Below are 21,880 nucleotides of genomic sequence, written 5' to 3' on the forward strand. Positions count from 1 at the left end.
ATAGCCCCTCCGAAAACTGCGTTCCGGGACGGTGCGCTGGCGCCGCGCTGGGACGCGCAATGTTGCGAGGCCGCAGGCCCCGTCTTTTCAGGTGAGGACAAATGCTATGAACGACCACTTGAAACGCTGGTTGCCGGTCGCCGCCGGAGCAGCGGTGTTGCTTGTCTTCGAGGCGCGCCCGGCTTATGCGATGCACATTATGGAGGGCTTTCTGCCCCCGCTCTGGGCCGCGTTCTGGTTCGTCGTCACGATTCCGTTCTGGGTGATCGGGCTGCGCCAGATCAATCGCCTGATCGTCGAGAAGCCTGAAACCCGGCTGCTGCTGGGGCTGGCCGGAGCTTTCACCTTCGTGCTCAGCGCTCTGAAGCTCCCCAGCGTCACCGGTTCAAGCAGCCATCCCACGGGCACGGGCCTGGGAACGATCCTCTTCGGGCCAATGGTGATGAGCGTGCTCGGCACGATTGTCCTCCTCTTCCAGGCCCTGCTGCTGGCCCACGGCGGCCTGACTACCCTGGGGGCCAATGCCTTCAGCATGGCCGTGGTCGGGCCGCTGGTGGCCTGGGGCGTCTGGAAAGGGCTGAAGGGTCGCGCGCCAATCTGGCTGGCGGTGTTTCTCGCCGCGGCCCTGGCCGATCTTGCCACCTATGTCGTTACATCGGTGCAACTGGCTCTGGCCTATCCCGATGCGACCGGCGGGTTCGTAGCCTCGTTCGCCAAGTTCGGGACGATCTTCGCCGTGACCCAGATCCCCCTGGCGATCAGCGAGGGCATTCTGACTGTGGTGATCTTCAATGCGTTGCAGAGGAATGCCGAGACTGAACTCCAGACCCTTGGCGTGCTGAAAGGAGCATAGCCATGCAGGCGAAACCCTTCGGGTGGGGCGTTACGCTACTGCTGCTGGGCGTTGTGGTGGTCCTGGCGATTCTTCCCCTGCTGTTCATCCGCGACTCGGAGTTCGGCGGGGCCGATGCAGCGGCTGAAGAGGCCATTGGTGAAGTGGCCCCCGACTATGAGCCGTGGTTCAAACCGCTGTTCGAGCCGCCCGGCGGCGAGACCGAAAGCCTGCTCTTCGCCGTGCAGGCAGCCATCGGCGCCGGGCTGATCGGCTACTTCTTCGGGTTGAAGCACGGCCAGCGCCAGGCCCGCGCCTCGACCTTGGCGGAGAGCGCCCCGACCGGGCAGGCCGCCGGTGAGCGGGTGACCCGGTGAGTGAGGGTGTGGAGGTGTGGAGGTGTGGAGGTGTGGAGGTGTGAAAGAATACCTGCAAATTCGAGCAGGATAGCGATCTGGTCGTGGCGATCCAGTGTGGAGGTGTGGAGGTGTGAAAGAATACCTGCAAATCTACAGCTCCACAGCTCTACAGCTCCACAGCTCCACGGCTCTACAGCTTGAACAAAAACGATGCACATCATTGACCGCTACGCCTACACCAACGCCATCCGCGAGCTGGACCCGGCTCAGAAGGGTGGCCTGGCGCTACTGGCCATGCTGCTCTGTCTGGCGCTGGACCAGCCGGCGGTCGGGTTGCTCACGCTGGGGTGGATGTTCGCGCTGGCGACCCTGTGGGCGCGGGTGCCCGCGCCGGTCTTCGGGCGCGCGTTGCTTGCCGAGGCGCCGTTCTTGCTCCTCTCGCTGGTCGGTGTAGCCGTCAATGTCAGTCCGGCCCCTCTGCCAATGCCGGCGGTGCGCCTTGGCCCGCTCTGGCTCGGCAGCAGCGCCGAGTCCCTGGCCCTGGCAATGCGCCTCTTCACCCGCGCCCTGGGCTGCGCGGCGGCGCTGAACTTTCTCATTCTCACCACGCCGTTGCTCGATCTGATCGAACTGCTGCGCCGTCTGCGCGCGCCTGAGACGCTGATCGATCTGATCAGCCTGACCTACCGGGCGATCTTTGTGTTGCTTGAGAGCCTCCAGCGCATGGCCACCGCGCAGGACGCCCGTCTGGGCTACGCCGGTCCCTGGCGCGCGCTGCGCAGCGCCGGTCTGCTGGGGAGCCAGCTCTTCCTCGATGCCTACCGGCGCAGCCAGCGCCTGCAGATGGCGCTGGAGAGCCGGGGCCTGGCCGGGCCGCTCCGTGTGCTGCCCCTCGACTACCGGCGCGACCGGCGCGCGCGGTGGTTCGGCGCGGCCCTTGCCGCCAGCCTGCTGCTGGCGGGAGCGTGGCGATGACCGCGCTGCTTGAACTTGAACAATTGCACTACCGCTTTCCTGGCAGCGCCGAACCTGCTCTACGCGGGGCCAGCCTGCGCCTGGAGGCGGGCCAGCGGGTTGCCCTCCTGGGGCGCAATGGCGCGGGCAAAAGCACATTGATGCTCCATGCCAACGGCCTGTTGCGCCCCTCATCCGGCCAGGTGCGCGTGGCCGGCGAGCCGCTGGTCTACACCCGTCGCGGCCTGCTCGTCGCTCGCCGCCAGGTGGGGTTGGTGTTCCAGAATCCCGACGACCAGTTGTTCAGTGCGAGTGTCGCTCAGGACATTAGCTTCGGGCCGCTCAATCTGGGCCTGGATCTGGCCGAAGCGCGCCGGCGCGTTGCCGATGCCGCCGCGCTGTGCGAGGTGGACGATCTGCTTGACCGGCCCACCCACGCTCTCAGCGGCGGGCAGAAGCTCCGGGTGGCCCTGGCAGGGGTGCTGGCCATGGCGCCACGGGTTATCCTGGCCGACGAGGTGACGTCTGGTCTAGACCCCTGGATGCGCCGGCAGGTCTTGGCCATCTTCAACCGTCTGGTCGCCCAGGGGGTGGCGGTGTTGCTGGCGACCCACGATCTGAGCGCCGCGCGTCAGTGGGCCGATCTGGTAGCGGTGATGGAGGCGGGGCGGGTGATCGCCGTCGCGCCGTCCGCCGAGGTCTTCCGCGACGCGGAGTTGCGCCGCCTCATCGGCGCGGATGCGTGTATAGGAGTCTGATGCTATTTTGGATTTTGGATTTTGGATTTTGGATCTGGATAGTTGTTGATGGTATCTCGATTGGACCTGGCACGGCTTCACAGGCGCGTTGACGTTCAAGGGGCGTCCTCCTCTCGGCCTCCTGCCCAACGGGGGGGAGGCCGGGTTCTCAGGTGTAGGGTTTTCCGGCGCATCCTCGCGTCGCATGCGCCATCTGAAGCATTGAGACGCCCGAATCCCCCCTCTCCCGCGAGCGGGAGAGGGGGGAAGGGGGGTGAGGATCGTAAGCGCATCGGAATGCCGAAAACCCTTTCGCGCTCGAAAACCCCTACACCTGAGAGGCCCAACTCCCCCTTCTCCCGCTCAGGAAGAGAGGGGCAGAGAGTGAGGGTGAAACGGCGCATCCCAACGCCATGAATCACATCTGCGCTCATGCGTTCTGTCCGCCTAAACCCCGTAGCGGGGAGGCGCCGGACTCCCTTCCCCGGCGGGAGAGGGTTGGGGAGGGGGGGTTACCGAAAAACTTCGTTTACAGACTACTCAGAAGGATTGAGGAGAACCCTTCTTCACCGGAACACGCGGAGCGGACTGCGTTGTGAACACTCCCCCGAACATGGCCGAGATCCTCGCGGCGCGCTGCCGGGCGCTGCTGGTCGCCCTGGCCGCTGACGCGCTGCTGGGCGATCCGCCGAATGCCTGGCACCCGGTGGTGCTGCTCGGAAGCTGGATGCGCCTGGGTGAGCGGCTTGCGCCCCGGAGCGCGCGGGCGCGCCTGGGATGGGGCGCCCTCTGGGTGACGGGCGGTGCGCTGCTTGCCGGTGGAACCGCCTGGCTGCTGCCGCGTCAGGTTCTGATCCAGGGCTTGCTGGCCTCAACCCTGCTGGCCTACCGGAGCCTCGACCGGGCCGTGGGCGCGGTACAGGCTGCGCTGGAGACTGGCGACCTGGAGGAGGCGCGGCGCCTGGCGAGCTGGCACCTGGTCAGCCGTCCCACTGCCGAGCTCCGTGCCGACGAGGTGGCCGCGGCGGCCATCGAGTCGTTGGCCGAGAATCTCTCCGACAGCCTGGTGGCCCCGGCCCTGGCTTATCTGAGCGGCGGTCTGCCGGCGCTGGCGATGTATCGCCTGGTCAATACCGCCGATGCCATGTGGGGCTACCGGAACGAACGCTACGAGTATCTGGGCAAGGCGGCGGCGCGCCTTGACGACGCGCTGAACCTGGGGCCAGCCCGCCTGACAGCCGCGCTGATCGCTCTGGCCGCGCAGATGACCATCGGGCGCGGCGCTGCTGCCTGGCGCGTTGCCCGGCGTGACGCGGGCCGGACGGCCTCGCCCAACGCTGGCTGGCCCATGGCGGCGATGGCCGGCGCGCTGGATACGACGCTGACCAAACGCGATCACTACCGTCTGGGTGATGGCCCGCGCCTCCCGGACGCTGCGCTGATTGCCGAGGCCCGCCGGATCGGCCGGGCGCTGGTGGTCCTCTTAGCGCTCGCCTTGCTGCCCGGCGCGCGAGCGTGGGGAAATGCGTCACGTTCTTGAACGGGAGGCAGGGGCGTGGGGAAACCCGGTTTCCCCGCTCTCCTCAACGTGTTACGCGTCATAGGCGCATTACCATTTATGGGGTTCTGCCCCCCTCCCGGCCTCCCCCCGTTGGGGGGAGGAGCCTGATCCTCTCCTCTGGCAGGGGAGGGTCAGGGAAGGGGGCAGGACCGCAGGAGAAGGTAACCCGGGCATCGCCCTTCAGCAACCATTGTCTTGCTCATCATAAAGTAGAGGCCGCTATGCACTTCCAACCGGACGCGCTCCTGCTCATCGGTCACGGCAGCCCCGACGCGGCGGGCAATGCCGAGTTTTACCGCTTCGCCGAGGACCTGGGACAGCACCTGGGTGTGGCGATCCAGCCCTGCTTTCTCGAACTTGCCGAACCGTCCATTGGCGAAGGCTTCGCCCGGTGCGTCGCGGCGGGCGCGCGCCAGATCGCCGCCCTGCCGCTCTTTCTGGGCGCGGGACGCCACCAGAAGCGCGACGTGCCCGACCTGCTGGCCGAGGCGCAGGCCGCCCACCCCGGCGTGAGGCTGCGCTACGGCGCGCCGCTCGGCTCGCAGTTGCATCTCATCGACACCCTCGCCGCTCGCGCCGCCGCCGCCCTCGCCCACAGCACCCGCTCCGCGCCTCCCGATGCGACGGCGCTCCTGGTGGTCGGGCGCGGCAGCAAGGATCCCCAGAGCAACGCCGAACTGCCCCGCCTGGCGCGCCTGCTCGCCGAGATGTACGGGCATCCGCTGGTCGAATACGCTTACCAGGCCGTCGTCGGGCCGGACGTGGGGCAGGCGGTGACCCGCTGCGCGCGGCTGGGCGCGCAACGGGTGGTGGTGCTGCCGTATCTGCTGTTCACCGGCTTCGTGCGCGACGACATTGCGCGGCAGGCCCGTGTAGCCCAGGAGCAGCACCCCGAGCTGGAGATCCTGGTCGGCGACCACCTTTTTCCCCATCCGGGCCTGCTTATCGCCGCTGCAGCCCGTTACCGCGAGATCGTGGTTGGTACGGCGGCCATGACCTGCGATCTCTGCATCTACCGCCGGAGGGCCGTTGACGCCGAGGCCCATGGTTACCATCATGACGGTCATCACCACCGGCATGCCCACCATAGCGACGAGGAGGTCCACCCGTGACGACCCATCCCCACGCCATCGCGGCTGAGTCTTTCGCCATTATCCGCCGGGGCCTGGCGGAGCGTGGCCACGCCTTCGACCCGCCGCTGGCGGCAGTGATCGAGCGCATTGTTCACTCAACCGCCGATTTCGAGTTTGCCGACCTGGTCCGGACCAGCCCCGGCGCGGTCGAGGCCGGAGTGGACGCGCTGCGGGCGGGCTGCGCGGTGCTTACCGATGTGCATATGGTGCGCGTGGGCGTCAACGCCGGGCGCCTGGCAGCGCTGGGCGGATCGCTCCACTGCCTGATTGATGACCCCGAAGTGCAAGCCTTCGCCGCCGCCAGCGGCGTCACCCGCGGTGCGCAGAGTATGCGCCTGGCCGCGGAACGGGGCTTGCTGGAGGGCGCCATCGTTGCCATCGGGAACGCTCCCACCGCTCTCGAAGAGGTGATCCGCCTGGTAGCGATGGGGGCGCGCCCGGCGCTCATCGTCGGCGTGCCGGTGGGCTTTGTTGGCGCTGCCGAGAGCAAGGCTGCCCTCGCCGAGGTGACCGCCGTGCCCTGGCTAATCACCAGCGGTCGCAAGGGCGGCTCGACTGTGGCGGTCGCGGTGATCAACGCCCTGCTGCGTCTGGCGGCAGGCGCGGGGAACGATGCATTGTGATGGTGACCTGTATGGATGCGCCCGTACCGCCGCGCAACCGGCGCGGCATGCGCACCGGCTTTACTACCGGCACCAACGCGGCTGCGGCGGCGCGCGCCGCTACCATGGCCCTGTTCACGGGGGCCTGGCCCGAGACGGTGACAGTCAGCCTGCCCACGGGCGAGACGACCGCGATGACCCCGCTGGAGCGCCGTCTCGACGCTGATGCCGCCTCGTGCTGCATGCGCAAGGACGCGGGCGATGACCCGGACGTGACCCACGGCGCGCTGATCTGCGCCACAGTGCGCCGGACGCCCGAGCCGGGCCTGCGTCTCGACGGCGGCCCGGGCGTAGGCCGGGTGACCCTGCCCGGTCTGGGACTGCCCGTAGGCGAGGCGGCGATCAACCCCGTGCCGCGCCGGCAGATCACCGAGAACGTGCTCGCGGCCCTGGGCGAGGTCACCCCCGAAGGGCCGGCAATCCTGGAGCGCATTGGGCTTGAGGTGATCATCAGCGTGCCCGAGGGCGAACGTCTGGCTCGCAAGACCCTCAACCCGCGTCTGGGGATCATCGGGGGCATCAGCATTCTCGGCACGAGCGGAAAGGTGTACCCGTACAGCACGGCCGCCTGGCGCCATAGCGTGTTGCAGGCGGTGCAAATGGCCGCTTACCACAGTCCCGAGCGGGTCGTGCTCGCTACCGGGGCGCGCTCCGAGCAGTACGCGATGCGCCTCTTCCCCGATCTGCCCGAAGTTGCTTTCGTCGAGATCAGCGTGTTCACCGGGGCGGCGCTGCGGGCCTGCGTCAACCACGGCGTGCGTGAGGCCACCCTGGTCGCTATGATCAGCCGGATCATCAAGACCGCCCAGGGCCGTATGGTTACCCACGTTGCGGGCAATCCGGTGGACTTTGCCTTTCTCGCCCAGGTGTGCCGCGAGATCGGCGCTTCGCCCGAGCTGATTGCCGCAACCGAGAGCGCCAACACCGGACGCCATTTTCTGGAAATCTGCCAGGCCCGGGGTGAAATGGCCCCTCTCGAACATCTCACCGCCATGGCCCTGGAGCAGATGAGACGCTTCGTGCAGCAGTTTCACGCCAGCATGCGCCTGGAGGCCGTCCTGGTGGACTTCGACGGCGCGGTCCTGGCCCGAAAACGATCCGAGGATAGCGATGGGCGCTGAAACGTTCCTTTGCAAGAAGGGGCGTGGGGGAATCTGGTTTCCCCGCTCTCCGTCAGCCGGTGCCGGCCCGCCGGGACGCCCGGCGGGCCGGGGCGCGGGGGGGCCTCTCTCAGGTGTAGGGTTTTTCGAGCGAGAAGAGGTTTTCGGCATTCCAATGCGCTTTCGGTCCTCACCCTCCCTCTCCACCGTAGGTGGAGAGGGGGAAGTTGGGCGTCCCAATGCTCCAGATGGGGCATGTGACGCGAGGATGTACCGGAAAACCCTACACCTGAGAACGGGGGGTCTCGGGTTCCCCTCTATCCTTACCTTTGCAGATCGGCCGCACGAATCCAACATGGATTAGTCCTCTGTGAACCAGGTTTTTCGGTAACTCCGCCCCCTTCCCAACCCTCCCCCGCTGGGGGAGGGAGTCCGGCGCCTCCCCCCAACGGGGGGAGGCTAGGAGGGGGGCAGAAATGCTAGGAAACTTCGTTCACAGACCACTAAGAGGCTCCAATGAATCAAACCGCCCCCGAACCTTCCCGGCGCATCCTGGTGGTGGGCATGACCGGCGCCGGTTGCGCCGGTCTTCCCGAGGCGTTGATCGCTCGCGTGCTGGGCGCCGATCTACTGGTCGGTGGCGAGCGTCATCTCGATGCCTTCCCTGCCTTTGGCGGCGAGCGGCTGAGCGTGCGCCAGGGATTGCCGCTCGTGGCCCGGCGCCTGCGCGCGGCCCTGGAGCGGGGGGAACGGGCGGTCGTGCTGGCTTCAGGTGATCCGCTATGGTATGGCATCGGCGCCAGTCTGCGGCGCTGGTTTGCTGCCGAGGAGCTGGAGATCATCCCCGCACCCACTTCGTACCAACTGGCCTTTGCCGCCCTGGGCGAACCCTGGCACGACGCTGCGCTGCTCAGCGCCCATGCCCGTCCCCTTGACGAGGTTGTCCGCGGCGTACGGCAGGCGCCTAAGGCGGCCATCCTCACCGACGACCGCCACAGTCCCGCGGTGATCGCCCGGGCGCTGATCGAGGCCGGCCTGGCGCCCACCGCGGCATGCGCCGTCTGCGAGAACCTGGGTGAAACCGGGCAGCGCATCGTGCGCACGACGCTGGAAGACGCGGCTGCTCAGACCTTTGCGCCGCTGAATGTGCTGGTGGTCTGGCGCGATGCGAGCGGCCAGCCGCCCGATGAGGAGGCGGCGCGAACCGCTTTGCCGGCGGCCCGCGCCCCCGGCCTGCCCGACGCGGCCTTCAGCGCCGATGCCGGGCTGATCACCAAGCGCGAGGTGCGCCTGCTGAGCCTGGCCGAGCTGGCCCTGGGGCCAGGCGAGGTGCTGTGGGACATCGGGGCGGGCAGCGGGTCGGTGGGCATCGAGGCCGCCCGCGCGCAACCGGCGGCCACGGTCTACGCCGTGGAGCGGCGGGAGTCGCTGTGCGAGCGCATCCGCGAGAACCTGCGTCGCTTCCCTGCCCCGAACTTCCACCTGGTTCACGGCGAGGCCCCCGATGCTTGCGCCAATCTGCCCTCTCCCGACGCGATCTTCATCGGCGGCAGCGGCGGGCGCCTGGGCGCGCTGCTTGACCTGGCCCGCCGGTGCCTGCGCCCCGGCGGGCGCCTGGCGCTCAACCTGGTGACCCTGGATCGGTTGCACGAGGCGCGCCAGCGCCTGCCCGACGCGCGCCTCTACCAGGTCCAGATAAGCCGCGGCGCGCCGATCCAGGACGACCTGCGCCTGGAGGCGCTGAATCCGGTGTTTGTGGTGACGTGGGTGAAAGAGGGGGCTGATGCTTCGTGAGGATAAAGCCGCATTGCTGCGTTGTAACGACTTACGATTAAATCCTGCATAGCCCGCGCTGGCGGGCTTCGCATGGGTAGCCCGCGGCTTCAGCCGCCGGGCTACAGGGCGATTGTATGTTCTTAATCTTCATAATTAAGAGCGTATCCGGATAACCTGGTTATCCGATCCCTTTTCTAGGAGGGCGTAGCCCTCCCAGCCCCTCCCCTCAGGGAGGGACGTGGGGAAACCCGGTTTCCCCACCCTCCTGCAGGAGTTATTCGGATAGGCTCTAAGTGGCGTGTTTCTTCGGTGAAATGCGTCTCATCTGGGGTGGAAGTCGTCATAATGCGATGATCCGAACTCGAGATCGGCCAGGGTGATAAGCGCATCGAGGTCTTCCAGCAACCCGGGATTGTATCGCTCAACTACCTCGCGTACCATCTGGCGTTCGGCGGGCGGGGTAAAGGCGAGCAGACGCTGGATGTCGGCCAGATCCTGGGTGCGACCGGCCTGGAGCTTGATCAGGATCAAGAACGGCCGTCCCAGGACGGGGAAGCCGGCCGGATCGCGGGACGGATTGTGCAGCGCCTCGTCGAGCCAGGGATCGGAACGGGTCAATACGTCGAGCAACGCTGCATCGTTCCGTTGCACCGTAAAGCCACCGATGCTCAACGCGCCCACGAAGCGGTACCCGGCGTCAAGCAGGTCCTTTTGCGCTGCCGGCGCGTCGCGTTCGTGGATGAGAATGGCTACATCCAGCGTCGGGCGCTCGGGCAGATAGGCCCGTAGCGCCAGGCCCCCAACTAGCGCCCAGGGTAGCGGTCCGAGGATGGCATCGAGGTCAGGAACCGGTTGCATAGCCGTGCGCCGGGTGTAAAACGCAACTTGTGAGCCCGTGCCCCGCGCCGCCCGGCAGAGCGCCAGGCGCAGAAAGCGGGTCGCCAGGCGTGGTGTTACTTCAGGATCGTCTGCCTCGCGCATACTGGAAAGCATATTACGATGTTCCGCCGCGCTCGGGCGCGGATTCTGGACAGGGCTGTTGCAAATACCTACGGGGCTTGCCCCGAACCCCGGGTTATTCGTTGGTCTTGGCGGCTTAGCCGCCAAGACCAACGAACAACGACCTTGTCGGGCGGGGGCCTGGGGAGCGCAGGCCCCCGGAAAGAAACCCTTTTTGCTCCGAGGGGCGCTGCCCTCCGCACCTCCCGAAAAAGGCACAAAGATGGAAACTACATTTTCAGGCGCGTTTGAACCAGAGCTTACCGTAGTCGGTCTGGGGCCGGGGGACCCCGAGTTGATCACCCTCAAGGGGTTGCGGGCCATCCAGGCCGCTGAGGTGGTCTTCGCGCCCCGCAGCCGCGACGGCGCGCAGAGCATCGCCCTGCGCATTGCTGGCCCCTGGCTCGACCCCGCCCGGCAGCGGGTCGTCGAGCTGGCGCTGCCCATGGTCCGCGACGCGGCCCAACTGCGCCCGGCCTGGCGCGAGGCCGCGGCGACCATCGCCACGGCCCTGGGCGCCGGGCAACGCGGAGCCTATCTGCTGCTTGGCGATCCGCTGCTCTATGGCACGGTCACCTACCTGTGGCGCGAACTGACTCTCCTGGCTCCCCGACTGCAACTGCGGATCATCCCCGGGGTGACCTCCTTCGCCGCGGCGGCAGCGGCCGGCGCCCTGCCCCTGGCCCTGGCCGATGAGCGCCTGGTCGTGCTGCCCGCCAGCCACGAGGACGACCCGGAGCGCCTGCGGCGCCTGCTCACCGATTTCGAGACCGTCGTGCTGCTCAAGGCCGGCCCGGCTCTTCCCCGCATCGTTGCCGCCCTGGAGGAGACCGGCCTGCTCGACCAGGCCCTCTACGCCGAATACGTCGGCATGCCCGAAGAGTTGATCGCCCGCGACCTGCGCAGCCTCGACCTCCACAATCGCCCCTATCTGTCGCTCGTGATTGTTCGCCGAGGAGACCGTTTATGAGTTACCCCGTCACCCCCGGTACCGTCTACTTCATCGGCGCGGGACCGGGCGCCCCCGATCTGATCACCGTCCGCGGGCGCGATATCATCGCCCGGGCTGACCTGATCCTCTACGCCGACAGCCTGGTGGACGAGGCGGTGCCGGCTGCTTATGCCCGACCCACCGCCCGCGTGGTCGGCAGCGCCGGTCTGGATCTGGAGCAGATCGTCGCCCTGATGGTCGAAACGGCGCGGGCGGGCGGGGTGGTGGCCCGGGTCCACACCGGCGATCCCTCCCTCTACGGCGCGATCCACGAGCAGATGGCCGCCCTCGATGAGCAGGGCGTCCCCTACGAGATTGTGCCGGGGGTTACAGCGGCCTTTGCCGCCGCGGCTCGCCTCGGCGTCGAGTTGACCGTGCCCGAGGTGACCCAGACGCTCATCGTCACGCGGGTGGCCGGGCGCACCCCCGTGCCTCCCGGCGAGGCCATGCGCGGGCTGGCCGCCCACGGCGCCTCGCTGGCGCTCTACCTCAGCGTGGGCCAGATTGAGCAGGTGGTAGCCGAGTTGCTGGCCGGCGGCGCCTATGCCCCTGATACGCCGGTCGCGGTGGTCTACCGGGCCACCTGGCCCGACGAGCGGGTCATCACCGGCACGCTGGCCGACATCGCCCCTCAGGTGCGCGAAGCCGGCCTCACCCGCCACGCCCTGATCCTGGTCGGCCCAGCCCTGGGCGCTGCGCGGCCCGCCACGCGCAGCCGGCTGTACGATCCGGAGTTCGCCCACGGCTACCGGCGGCGGCAGGCGACCACCGACGCGCCGGCGGAGCCGGCCGAAGCGCCCCACACCGCAGTGATCGCCGTCACCCGCGCGGGAGCGCGCCTGGCCGCCCGGCTGGCCCCGGAACTGGGGGCCACGGCCTATGCGCCGGCGAAGCTCGCCGCCGAGGCCCCGGGTGCCACGACCTACACCGGCCCGGCGCGCGATTTGGTGCGGACCCTCTGGGGCCGCGCCCGCGCCCTGGTGCTGGTGATGGCCACGGGCATCGCCGTGCGCGCCGTTGCCCCTCTGCTCACCCACAAAGGCGTAGATCCCGCCGTGATCTGCCTGGACGAAGCCGGTCGCGCCGTGGTGCCGCTGCTCGGCGGCCACCGCGCCGGGGCCAACGACCTGGCCCGGCGCATCGCCGCGTTCACCGGGGGCCAGCCCGCGATCACCACCGCCAGCGACACCCAGGGCCTGCCCGCCCTCGACCGTCTTGGCCAGGAGGCCGGCTGGCGCATCGTCGAAGACGCAGCCCTGACCCACGCTATGGCCTGTCTGGTCAACGGCGAACCGCTGGGCTGCTACGTGGACCCGGCGCTTCCCCACCAGCGCCGCCAGCTCGAGACCTGGCTCGCTGCATGCCCCGATCTTACCTTCGTTGATGACCCGGCGGACCTCACCGACCCGCGCTTCGCCGCCGCGCTGCTGGTCAGCCAGCGCGCCCTGGCGGAGCACTGGCCGGCCCTGCGCGACAGAACCGTGCGCTACGCGCCGCCCGTCCTGGTGGCCGGCATCGGCTGCCGCCGCGGCGTGCCCGTCGAGGAGGTGCGCGCCGCCCTGGATGCCGCGCTGGCCGATGCCGGTCTTGACCCACGCTGCCTGGCCGCCCTGGCAACCGCCGCGCTCAAAGCCGATGAGCCAGGGCTGAAGGCCCTGGCCGAGGAACGGGGCCTGCCGCTGGTCATCGTACCCGACGCGCGCCTCCGGGCCCTCGATCCCGCCGACTTCAACCCCAGCGCCGCCAGCGCCCACACCGACCTGCCCGGCGTGGCCGAACCCTGCGCCGTCGTGGTGGCAGGCGGGCCGCTCCTGCTCCCCAAGCGCGCCTTCGCCCGCTGCACGGTCGCCGTGGCCCTGCGCCCCGATACGGCCGCGTGGCCCGAGTTCGTCACCTCCACACCTCCACACCTCCACACCTCCACACCTCCACACCTCCACACCTCCTCCCCCGGCCACCTCACCCTGGTCAGCATCGGCCCTGGCGACCTGAGGCAGTTGACCCTGGCGGCCCGGCAGGCGCTCCAGGAGGCCGAGGTGGTGGTGGGTTACGGCGTTTACGTCGAACTGGTGCGCCCGCTGCTGGCGCCCCACCAGGAGGTGCTGATCACTCCGGCAATGGGCGACGAGCTGGGCCGGGCGCGGCAGGCCCTCGACCTGGCGCGGGCCGGGCGCCGGGTGGCGCTGATCAGCAGCGGCGACATTGGCATCTACGCCATGGCCGCCCCGGTCTTCGAGCACCTCCGCAACGAGGGGTGGGACGGTACGCGGCCCTCGGTGGAGGTGCTGCCCGGTATCAGCGCCTTTCAGGCCCTGGCGGCTCGCCTGGGCGCGCCGATCAGCCACGACTTCAGCGTGATCAGTCTGAGCGACCTGCTCACGCCCTGGGAGGTGATCGAGCGCCGCATCGCCGCCGCCGCCGCCGCCGACTATGTGGTGGCCTTCTACAACCCGCGCTCCCGCGAGCGCCACTGGCACCTCGGCGCGGCCCTGGCCATCCTGCGCGCCCATCGCCCGCCGGAAACCCCCGTGGCCCTGGGGCGCAACGTAATGCGCGCCGATGAGCATGTTACCCTCACCACCCTGGCCGAGGTTGACCCCTCCCAGGCCGATATGTTCACCGTGGTGCTGGTGGGCAACAGCCAGAGCTACCCCCTCGCCGGGCGCCTCGTCACCCCCCGCGGCTACGAAGCCAGAACTCGCCCCGTATCCCCGCCTCCACACCTCCACACCTCCACACCTCCACACCTCCACACCTCCACACCTCCCTCTCCCTACCCCATCGTGCTCACCAACCTGAGGGACGCGCCGGTGGTGGTCGTCGGCGGAGGGCCAGTGGGTGAGCGCAAGGTGCGGGGGTTGCTGGAGGCGGGGGCGCGGGTGCGGCTGATCAGCCCGGAGGCCAGTCCGCAACTCCGGGCCTGGGCCGCCGCCGGGCGCATCGTCTGGACGCCGCGCGCCTACGCCCCCGGCGACCTGGCCGGGGCGCGCCTGGTCTTCGCCGCGACGAACGAGCGCGAGGTGAATGCCCGTGTCGCTCGCGACGCCGCCCTCCACGGCGCGCTGTGCAACGTCGCCGACGCCCCGGAGGAGGGCGATTTCCACCTGCCGGCGCTCCACCGCTCTGGCGAGATGACCATCGCCGTCAGCAGCGGCGGCGCGGCGCCGGGGCGCTCCGCGGCCCTGCGCGACGCCATCGCCGCCTGGCTCGAAGGCCGCTCCCCCAACGGGCAGCCCGGCAGCGCGCCGCCGTCCGCCGAGGGAGCGCCCGCGCCCGACCGACGCCCTGCGAGAGCGGCGCCCGGCGGCAAAGCCTACCTGGTCGGCGCCGGGCCGGGCCGGGCCGACCTGATCACCCTCCGCGGGCTGACCCTGCTGCGCCAGGCCGACGTGGTGCTCTACGACTGGCTGGTGGCCCCCGAACTGCTGGAGCAGACGCCCGCGGGCGCCGAGTTGATCTTCGTCGGCAAGACTCACGACCGCCATACCCTGGAGCAAGACGCCATCACCGACCTGCTTGTGGCCCACGCGCGGGCCGGGCGGCGGGTGGTGCGGCTCAAAGGCGGCGACCCCGGCGTCTTCGGCCATGCCGGCGAGGAGGCCCTGGCCCTGGCGCGGGCCGAGCTGCCCTTTGAGATCGTGCCCGGCGTCTCCTCGGCCCTGGCCGCCCCGGCCTACGCCGGCATCCCGCTCACCTTCCGCGGCCTGGCCAGCGGCTTCGCCGTGGTCACCGGGCACGAAGCGCCCAGCACCCCCCATCACCTGGACTGGGCCGCCCTGGCCCGCGTGCCCACCCTGGTGGTGCTGATGGGCCTGCACCGTACCGAGGCCATCTGCGCCGCCCTGCGGGAGGCCGGGCGCGCCCCCGACACCCCCGTGGCGGTCATCAGCCGCGCCACCACCCATGAGCAGCGGGTTCTGCGGGCCACCCTGGACAGCCTGCCCGCGGCCCTGCAGGCCCAACCTCTGCCGACGCCCGCCGTGCTGGTGATCGGCGATGTCGTCGCCCTGGCCGACGATATGGCCTGGTTCGACCCGGAGCTGGCCGCGGAGCACTTTGTGCCGTTCGATGAAGCGGCCCGGCACGCCCATCTTTCGGAGCGGAGCAACCCATGAGCATTGCGCTGCCACGGCTGCTGCTGGCCGCGCCGATGAGCGGCAGCGGCAAAACTACCATCACCGCCGGCCTGATCGCCGCCCTGAGCGCGCGGGGTCTGGCGGTGGCGCCCTTCAAGTGCGGGCCGGACTATATTGACCCCAGCTACCATGCCCTGGCCGCCGGGCGCCCCTGCGCCAATCTCGATGCCTGGCTCGTGCCCCCGGAACGCATCCCCGAGGTGCTGGCGCGGCGCAGCGCGGGCGCCGACCTGGCGCTGATCGAGGGCGTGATGGGCCTCTTCGACGGCTACGCCGGCGACGACGACACCGGCAGCAGCGCCCACATCGCCCGGCTGACCGGCGCCCCGGTCGTGATCGTGCTCGACGTGCGGGCCATGGCCCGTACCGCCGCGGCCCTCGTCGCCGGCCTGCGCGACTTCGACCCCCGGGTGCGCGTCGTGGGCGTCATCCTCAACCGCGCTGGCAGCCCTCGCCACACCGCCATGGTGCGCGCGGCCATCGAAGGCGACGCGGGCCTGCCCGTCCTCGGCGCGCTGCTGCGCGACGAAGCCATTACCCTGCCCGAGCGCCACCTGGGCCTGGTACCCACCGCCGAAGCGGGCCGCTGGCAGTCCTGGCTCGATGAGGTGCGCGCGCGCATCGAAGCCGGCGTGGACCTCGAGGCCCTCCTGACCCTGGCCCGCGCCGCGCCCCCCCTCGACCTGCCCGCGTCCGCGTTACCCGCAGCAGCGCCAGAACCACCCTTCGCGCTCAACAACGCTCCCTCCGGCGACGAAGCGCCGATCATTGCCGTGAGCCGCGACGAAGCCTTCAGCTTTCTCTACGACGACAACCTCGACCTCCTACGCGACGCCGGGGCCACCATTGTCTTCTTCAGCCCCCTGCGCGACGCGGGCCTGCCGCCCGGCGCAGGGGCGCTCTACCTCTGCGGCGGCTTTCCCGAACTCTACGCCGCGCAGTTGAGCGCCAACGAGTCCATGCGCGCGGCCATTCGCGCCGCCGCCGCCCGCGGCCTGCCGATCTACGCTGAATGCGGTGGTTTGATGTACCTCACCGAGACCCTGATTGACGCCGCTGGCCAGGCCCATCCGATGGTGGGCCTGCTGCCCGGGCGCTCGGTTATGACCCCGCGCCTGACCCTGGGCTACCGCACTGTGCGGGCCAGCGGCGCGAGCTGGTTGTGGGAGAGCGGCGAAACCGTCCGCGGCCACGAGTTTCACTACTCGGTCTGGGAGGACCGGCCCGCCGATCTCCCCTGGCTCTACACCTGCCTGCCCGACGCCCTGCGCCCCGACGCGCGCCCCGAAGGGGCCTGCGCGGGCAACGTCCTGGCCTCCTACGTCCACATCCACTGGCTGGCCGCCCCCCATCTCGCCGCGCGCTTCGTCGCCGCGGCCCGGCGGCTGCGTGACGGCGCAGAGGCGTAGCGCGATGGTAGATTGCCGATTGTGGATTGCGGGTCGGGCGCGGCGCATCTGGAGGTGCAGGCGTCACGCTGATGTTCTGGCAGGTCGCGGGGAGGCGCGCTATAGCGTTTCTCGAAAAGGTTAATCCGCAACGATCGCGGCACGAGCGTAGCGAGCCACACGGCTCAGGGTCCTTAGTGGATTAAATAGTCTGTGAACGAAGTTTCCGCGCATTTCTACCCCCCTCCCAACCTCCCCCCAACGGGGGGAGGCGCCGGACTCCCTCCCCCAGCGGGGGAGGGTTGGGGAGGGGGCGGAGGTTTAGCGAAAAACTTCGTTCACAGACTATTAAACCTTCCGGTCAGTGCTCTCGCCTCCCCACAACCCACGTTCATTGTGCCAGCAGCCACTCGACCACGGAGCGCACCTCGATAGTGAGGCCGTCCGTTTCGGTTGGCGCGGCGCTGGCGTCGGTCAGGATCAAACCGTGGGTCAGGCCCAGGCCGTGCAGCGCGTCACTCAAGGCGCGTATCTCACGCTCGCGCGTGGCCGGCTGCGCCAAATTCTGGCTGACCTGGATCAACTCGCCCGTCCGCGGCAGGTAGAAATCTATCTCGTAGCCGCCTGGCGAGGTGTAGTAGTACACCTCGGGCGTCTGCCGCCGCAGCGCCAGGAACACCAGGTTCTTCAACAGCTTTCCCGTATTCGGAGAGAAGAAGAAGCCGACCGCGTTCGCCAGGCCGGTGTCGATGGCGTAGACCTTTTTCGGCGCGATCTGCTGGCGCTTGACCGAAAAATCGTAGACGTTGACGGTAAAGATGAGCCAGCTATTCTCCAGGTACTCGACGTAGTTCTTGACCGTGTTGACGCTGCCCAGCCGGAGTTGCTCCTTGAGCTTGTTAAACGATACTCGCCCGGCCGGGTTGCTCATAAGGTAGAAAGCCAGCGCCTTAAGCGCACGCACCTCCTCGATCCGGTAGCGTGTGGCGATATCGCGGTATAGCACATCGTCGTAGAGGGTGCGCGCCAGCGGCAAGTCGGGATACTTCAACGGTTCCGGGATGCCGCCCAGGCGCAGATAGTCAGCAAGATGGCCTTGTAGACGGGCGGCCTCAACCGTGGTCAGCCGGGTCAGGTCGGGCGGCGGGTAGCCGCGAAAGCGCAGGAATTCGGCGAAGGAGAAGGGAAACAGTTCCACCGGCACATAGCGTCCCGTCAGGCGCGAGCCCAACTCGCGGCTGAGCAGCGCGGCGTTCGAGCCAGTAATGTAGAACTTCAGCCCCAGGTCCATAAAGCGGCGCGCAAAGCGCTCCCAGCCGGGCACATTCTGGATCTCGTCAACCAGGAAAACTCCGCGCTCGCCAAACAATTCGACCAGGTGCGCGTAGAGGTCATTCGCGTCGTCGGCCTGGAAGCCGAGAAAGCGCTCGTCTTCAAAGTTGACATAATAGAAAGCGTCTTCGCCGAGCCGGTAGGCCAGTTGCGCCAGCAGGGTGGACTTGCCGACGCGCCGCAGGCCGGAGATGATCACCGCGTGGGGCAACGGGGCCGCGCGCTCGAGTTGCGCCAGTTGGGCGCGCTCGATGCCGGTGTCGCGACGCCAGAAAGCCTGGAACTGTTCCAGCAGCATGGCCCGGATCTAGTCTTTCGACCAGCGGGTTGCCCAGGAGTTTTCATTCATGCTGTAATCATACGACTAAAAGTTTTCACTTTTAATGAAATTATTGGGCGCGAACGCCTTCCTGCGGATAACGCTCATCTGAGAGATGGGGAGATCGCCCCTCCGCGGGCCGTCAGGCGTCAGGGGAGCGGACTTCCACCTGAACGGGCGCGCCGCGCCGCAGACCGAGCGCCGTGTCGGCTCTGCCGTCGCGCACGGCCACTTCCAGGTAACCAGCGCTGTTGATCAGCGCCAGGGCCGCGCCCACTGCGACGTCGGCGAAGGTGCGCCGCAGCGGCCCCAGATCGCGCCCGGCTACAAGGACCCGGAGCGTTGACGGTTCCCCGAGGCTGGCGAGATCCGCGTCGCGGATATTGCTCGCGCAGTTCCCGAAGTGATCGATGGCCAGAATCTCGCCCTGAAGCGCGCCTGCCTCCCGGCGCACCGGCGGCAGGTCCAGGCGCGCCAGGTCGTTCACCGGCGATCCCAGGGCCTCAAGCGGCAGACCGGCGGCGAGATGCGCGGCCACGGGCGTAAACACGTCGCGCCCGTGGAAGGTAGGCGCGACCCGGGGGCGCCAGTAGCGCGCCTCGGTCAGGCTGACGGCGCGAAAGCGCTCGGCGCCGGCCAGCAACGGCCAGAATAGCCCGTTGTCGGGGCCGACCAGCACCTGCCGCGCTCCATTCAGCCACGCTTCCAGCGCCAGTCCCCGGCGCTCGCTGCCCACCCCGGGGTCCACCACGGCCACGTGCACGCTATCAGGCGGGTAGAAAGGCACATAGGCCGGCAGGAGCAACGCGCCCGCCAGCACGTCCTGGGGCGGCACGGCGTGGGTAATGTCAATGAGTGTGGCCCCGGGGCAGATCCCCAGGGCCACGCCCTTCATCGCCCCGACATAGGCGTCTGCGTAGCCGAAATCGGTGAGGAAGGTGATAACCATATTGTTGGATTTTGGATTTTGGATTTTGGATTGCAACCGGTCTGAGAACGGCGCTAATTGGCGGGGGCGGCGCTGCGCTCGTCGGCGCTGGAGCCGCCCCGGCCAAACCAGCGGCGCCACTCGCGGTGCTCCCAGACGACGAGCAACTGCGCGGCGTTGAAGATTGATGAGTAGGTGCCGCTGATCAGGCCGATCAGCATGATCAGCACGAAGTTCTGGATCGTCTCCCCGCCGAAGAGCAGCAGGGCGGTGAGGGTGAAGAACGTGGTCAACTGCGTGTTGATCGAGCGCGGCAGGGTCTGCACGATGCTGTGGTTGACGATATCATCGAAGGTTTCGGCGGGATGGCGATTGATCAGGTTCTCGCGGATGCGATCGAAGACGACGATAGTATCGTGCACCGAAAAGCTCAAAATGGTGAGCAGAGCGGTGAGGAACAGCGCATCCACCTCGAAGCGCGGGTTGAAGGTGCTGAAGATCGCCGCGATCCCCAGGACGACGAGCACATCGTGGATCATCGCCAGGATAGCGCAGATCCCGTAGCGCACCGGATGGGGCGCCTTGCGGAAGGCCCACGTCAGGTAGAGCAGAATGATCAGCGTGGCGACGACCACGGCGATGATCGCGCTGCGGGTGCTCTCCTGGCTGACGGTGGGGCCGACGCTTTCCAGTCGTTCGCGGGTCACCGTCCCGAACTCGGCCTGTAGAGCGGCCTCGACCGCGGCGGTCTCTTCGCGGGGGTTGGTTTCGCTGAGGGGGCGGGTACGCACAATCGCGTCGGCCACCTGGCGGCCTTCGAGTTCAACCTGGCTCATGCGCACCTGGGCGTTGTCGAAGCCCTGAGCGGCGAACACCGCCGCCACGGCCTCGTCGCTGATTTCGCCAGGGGCCTTGTCGGCGAAGCGCAACTCCCACAGAGCGCCGCCGCTAAAATCAATGCTGGGACGCAGACCAAGGGCGAACTTCCCCGTGGTGACCAGCGGATGCAGGAGCATGAAGTACATGCCCGGCAGGATCATCAGCAGGGAGAGAAGAAACCACCAGTAGCGCCGGGCGACAAGTTTTTCCATAACTGTTCTACACCACCTTGGGTCCGGCGGGCGGCGCCGCCAGGGACTCGCGGCGATCAATGCCGAAGAGCCAGGCTCGCTCTTCGCGGAACAGCGGCGTGGCCAGGCGCAGGAAGGTGCGCGTCACCACCACCGCCGTGAAGAGACTGATCAGGATGCCGAGGCCCAGGGTCAGCGCGAAGCCCTGAATGATGCTCACCCCGAAATTGCTGCCGAAGACAAAGAGCACCGCGCAGGTGATCAGGGTCGAAACGCTCGAATCGCGAATGGCCGGCCAGGACTCCTCGAAGCCCAGTTCCAGGGCGCTGCGAATGTCGCGGCCCCGCCGGTACTCCTCGCGGAGCCGGGCGAAGATCAACACATTCGCGTCCACCGCCAGGCCGATCGAGAGCACAAAGCCGGCAATGCCGGGCAGGGTCAGCGTGATAGGCACGAAGCGGTAGATCGCGAAGCTGATCAGCGTGTAAATGATCAGCGCCAGGGTCGCCAGAATGCCGGGGAAGCGGTAGAAGAGGATCATGAACAGGGCCACCACCACCAGGCCCACCGTGCCCGCGATAATACTGGCCTGGACCGACTCCTGCCCCAGGGTGGCGGTGATCGAGCGGGTAGTTTCTACGACCAGGGGAACCGGGAGGGCGCCGTATTTCAACTGATTGAGGATGGCATCGCGATCCTCAACGCTGTTGGTCGTAATCACCCCGGAGCCATCGGTCAGCGCGGCGTCAATCACGGGGCAACTGACGACGCGATTATCCAGGACGATGCACATCGGCTGGCCGACGTTGCTGGCGGTGAACTGGGCCAGGCGCGTGGCCGATTCGCCGCGGAAGGTGAAGGACACGGCGGGGCGGCTGGTAACGCCGGTTTGAGAAATAGTTGGCTGGACCGAACCGGTATCAAGGTCGGCCCCATCGGTGATGCTCTGGTAGATCGGGCCGAGGGTGGCGGGATCAACGGTCTCGGTCACCCCCTCGGCGGCGCTCAACTGGGGCGGATTGGGGCTGTTACTGGTGCGCACAACCGTGCCAGGGGCCAGGAACTGTCCCTGCGGGTCAATGAACTCCAGCCGCCCGGTGCCGCGCAGGGTGTCAATAGCCTGCTCGGGGTTCTCTACGCCGGGCAGTTCGACAATCACCCGGTCGTTCCCGGCGAGCTGCACCACCGTTTCACCGACGCCAAGGGCGTTAACGCGCCGTTCGATCACCCGGCGGGCGGTTTCCATCTCCTCAGGGGTGGTTTCGGGGTCGGTCGAGCGGAGCAGCACCTGGATGCCGCCCTGCAGATCGAGACCGAGACGGAAGCTGACATCGCGGCCCAGGAACGTCTGGCCGGGGGCCAGATTGATCCAGAGGGCCAGGGCTGTCACGACCGCGATGAGGATGAGCGAAAGAAGTTCCCGGTTACGCACGAGGCACCTGACTTCTGCGATGTAGAGGCAAGAACCGCGGCATTATAACCGCGCGGATACGGGCTGTCAATGAGCTTGCCGGGACGTGTTCGGATTCACGCAGAGCGCGCAGAGGATGTGCTTTCTGAAGCCTTTTGCGCCCCTCTGCGGCGCCAACGTGTTCAGTTGATG

General features: G+C 68.2%; 17 protein-coding genes. 12 read left to right on the plus strand and 5 right to left on the minus strand.

The genetic code is table 11. The features are described 5' to 3' along the window. The first annotated feature begins 106 nt into the window (after positions 1 to 106). From NZU74_13870 to cbiE, 9 genes are all read left to right on the plus strand, one after another. Positions 107 to 853, plus strand: coding sequence for an energy-coupling factor ABC transporter permease (locus NZU74_13870; GenBank protein MCS6882416.1), 747 nt, complete (start codon positions 107 to 109; stop codon positions 851 to 853). 2 nt (positions 854 to 855) lie between these two features. Then, positions 856 to 1,209 carry an energy-coupling factor ABC transporter substrate-binding protein gene (locus NZU74_13875; protein MCS6882417.1) on the plus strand — a complete coding sequence of 118 codons (354 nt, stop codon included), beginning with the start codon at positions 856 to 858 and terminating at the stop codon, positions 1,207 to 1,209. Positions 1,210 to 1,401: 192 nt separating this feature from the next. Then, positions 1,402 to 2,166, plus strand: a complete 765-nt coding sequence (gene cbiQ, locus NZU74_13880; GenBank protein MCS6882418.1) for a cobalt ECF transporter T component CbiQ — start codon at positions 1,402 to 1,404, stop codon at positions 2,164 to 2,166. Continuing rightward, the gene (locus tag NZU74_13885; protein ID MCS6882419.1) at positions 2,163 to 2,903 is read left to right on the plus strand and encodes an energy-coupling factor ABC transporter ATP-binding protein; all 741 of its coding nucleotides are present in this window, start codon (positions 2,163 to 2,165) and stop codon (positions 2,901 to 2,903) included. Before cbiQ ends, NZU74_13885 begins: the two co-directional genes overlap by 4 nt. Before the next feature lie 592 nt (positions 2,904 to 3,495). Next, the gene (cbiB, locus tag NZU74_13890) at positions 3,496 to 4,422 is read left to right on the plus strand and encodes an adenosylcobinamide-phosphate synthase CbiB (protein MCS6882420.1); all 927 of its coding nucleotides are present in this window, start codon (positions 3,496 to 3,498) and stop codon (positions 4,420 to 4,422) included. A 242-nt stretch (positions 4,423 to 4,664) separates the two neighbouring features. Further along, a complete protein-coding gene (locus NZU74_13895; protein MCS6882421.1) occupies positions 4,665 to 5,555 on the plus strand; it encodes a sirohydrochlorin chelatase in 891 nt (296 codons plus the stop codon). Continuing rightward, positions 5,552 to 6,199 (plus strand): precorrin-8X methylmutase, encoded by a 648-nt coding sequence (locus tag NZU74_13900; GenBank protein MCS6882422.1) that lies wholly within the window; start codon positions 5,552 to 5,554, stop codon positions 6,197 to 6,199. The genes NZU74_13895 and NZU74_13900 overlap by 4 nt, the downstream gene beginning before the upstream one ends. Before the next feature lie 11 nt (positions 6,200 to 6,210). Continuing rightward, positions 6,211 to 7,359, plus strand: a complete 1,149-nt coding sequence (locus NZU74_13905; protein MCS6882423.1) for a cobalt-precorrin-5B (C(1))-methyltransferase — start codon at positions 6,211 to 6,213, stop codon at positions 7,357 to 7,359. A gap of 495 nt (positions 7,360 to 7,854) precedes the next feature. Next, positions 7,855 to 9,132 (plus strand): precorrin-6y C5,15-methyltransferase (decarboxylating) subunit CbiE, encoded by a 1,278-nt coding sequence (cbiE, locus tag NZU74_13910; GenBank protein ID MCS6882424.1) that lies wholly within the window; start codon positions 7,855 to 7,857, stop codon positions 9,130 to 9,132. A 303-nt stretch (positions 9,133 to 9,435) separates the two neighbouring features. Here the strand turns inward: cbiE and NZU74_13915 are convergent, their stop codons facing one another. Then, positions 9,436 to 10,095 (minus strand): hypothetical protein, encoded by a 660-nt coding sequence (locus tag NZU74_13915; GenBank protein ID MCS6882425.1) that lies wholly within the window; start codon positions 10,093 to 10,095, stop codon positions 9,436 to 9,438. A 241-nt stretch (positions 10,096 to 10,336) separates the two neighbouring features. On the opposite strand from NZU74_13915, the gene cobI reads away from it, so the two are divergent. Genes cobI through NZU74_13930 form a run of 3 tightly spaced genes read left to right on the plus strand, consistent with a single transcriptional unit; the run spans position 10,337 to position 16,649 of the window. Beyond that, the gene (cobI, locus tag NZU74_13920; protein ID MCS6882426.1) at positions 10,337 to 11,083 is read left to right on the plus strand and encodes a precorrin-2 C(20)-methyltransferase; all 747 of its coding nucleotides are present in this window, start codon (positions 10,337 to 10,339) and stop codon (positions 11,081 to 11,083) included. Then, positions 11,080 to 15,219, plus strand: a complete 4,140-nt coding sequence (gene cobM / locus NZU74_13925) for a precorrin-4 C(11)-methyltransferase (GenBank protein ID MCS6882427.1) — start codon at positions 11,080 to 11,082, stop codon at positions 15,217 to 15,219. Before cobI ends, cobM begins: the two co-directional genes overlap by 4 nt. Then, entirely contained in the window at positions 15,216 to 16,649 is a 1,434-nt protein-coding gene (locus NZU74_13930) for a cobyrinate a,c-diamide synthase (protein MCS6882428.1), read from the plus strand. The genes cobM and NZU74_13930 overlap by 4 nt, the downstream gene beginning before the upstream one ends. Positions 16,650 to 17,019: 370 nt before the next feature. Here NZU74_13930 and NZU74_13935 read toward each other — a convergent pair whose 3' ends face one another. The 4 genes from NZU74_13935 to secD form a co-directional block, all read right to left on the minus strand. Next, complete coding sequence (locus NZU74_13935; protein MCS6882429.1) at positions 17,020 to 18,258, minus strand: ATP-binding protein; 1,239 nt, start codon at positions 18,256 to 18,258, stop codon at positions 17,020 to 17,022. A 163-nt stretch (positions 18,259 to 18,421) separates the two neighbouring features. Then, positions 18,422 to 19,228, minus strand: coding sequence for an SAM-dependent chlorinase/fluorinase (locus tag NZU74_13940; GenBank protein ID MCS6882430.1), 807 nt, complete (start codon positions 19,226 to 19,228; stop codon positions 18,422 to 18,424). Positions 19,229 to 19,281: 53 nt separating this feature from the next. Continuing rightward, positions 19,282 to 20,298, minus strand: coding sequence for a protein translocase subunit SecF (secF, locus tag NZU74_13945; GenBank protein ID MCS6882431.1), 1,017 nt, complete (start codon positions 20,296 to 20,298; stop codon positions 19,282 to 19,284). Between the two features lie 7 nt (positions 20,299 to 20,305). Then, a complete protein-coding gene (gene secD, locus NZU74_13950) occupies positions 20,306 to 21,709 on the minus strand; it encodes a protein translocase subunit SecD (protein MCS6882432.1) in 1,404 nt (467 codons plus the stop codon). Between the last annotated feature and the right edge of the window lie 171 nt (positions 21,710 to 21,880).

It is taken from the genome of Chloroflexaceae bacterium (assembly GCA_025057155.1).
Taxonomy (GTDB): domain Bacteria; phylum Chloroflexota; class Chloroflexia; order Chloroflexales; family Chloroflexaceae; genus JACAEO01.

Bases quoted from the DNA above. Each gene is read 5' to 3' on its own strand.
- cobI (MCS6882426.1), top strand. From the start codon at position 10,337: ATGGAAACTACATTTTCAGGCGCGTTTGAACCAGAGCTTACCGTAGTC.
- secF (MCS6882431.1), bottom strand. From the start codon at position 20,298: ATGGAAAAACTTGTCGCCCGGCGCTACTGGTGGTTTCTTCTCTCCCTG.
- NZU74_13940 (MCS6882430.1), bottom strand. From the start codon at position 19,228: ATGGTTATCACCTTCCTCACCGATTTCGGCTACGCAGACGCCTATGTC.
- NZU74_13935 (MCS6882429.1), bottom strand. From the start codon at position 18,258: ATGCTGCTGGAACAGTTCCAGGCTTTCTGGCGTCGCGACACCGGCATC.
- cbiB (MCS6882420.1), top strand. From the start codon at position 3,496: ATGGCCGAGATCCTCGCGGCGCGCTGCCGGGCGCTGCTGGTCGCCCTG.
- NZU74_13885 (MCS6882419.1), top strand. From the start codon at position 2,163: ATGACCGCGCTGCTTGAACTTGAACAATTGCACTACCGCTTTCCTGGC.
- cobM (MCS6882427.1), top strand. From the start codon at position 11,080: ATGAGTTACCCCGTCACCCCCGGTACCGTCTACTTCATCGGCGCGGGA.
- NZU74_13875 (MCS6882417.1), top strand. From the start codon at position 856: ATGCAGGCGAAACCCTTCGGGTGGGGCGTTACGCTACTGCTGCTGGGC.
- NZU74_13930 (MCS6882428.1), top strand. From the start codon at position 15,216: ATGAGCATTGCGCTGCCACGGCTGCTGCTGGCCGCGCCGATGAGCGGC.
- NZU74_13895 (MCS6882421.1), top strand. From the start codon at position 4,665: ATGCACTTCCAACCGGACGCGCTCCTGCTCATCGGTCACGGCAGCCCC.
- NZU74_13905 (MCS6882423.1), top strand. From the start codon at position 6,211: ATGGATGCGCCCGTACCGCCGCGCAACCGGCGCGGCATGCGCACCGGC.
- NZU74_13915 (MCS6882425.1), bottom strand. From the start codon at position 10,095: ATGCGCGAGGCAGACGATCCTGAAGTAACACCACGCCTGGCGACCCGC.
- cbiQ (MCS6882418.1), top strand. From the start codon at position 1,402: ATGCACATCATTGACCGCTACGCCTACACCAACGCCATCCGCGAGCTG.
- cbiE (MCS6882424.1), top strand. From the start codon at position 7,855: ATGAATCAAACCGCCCCCGAACCTTCCCGGCGCATCCTGGTGGTGGGC.
- NZU74_13870 (MCS6882416.1), top strand. From the start codon at position 107: ATGAACGACCACTTGAAACGCTGGTTGCCGGTCGCCGCCGGAGCAGCG.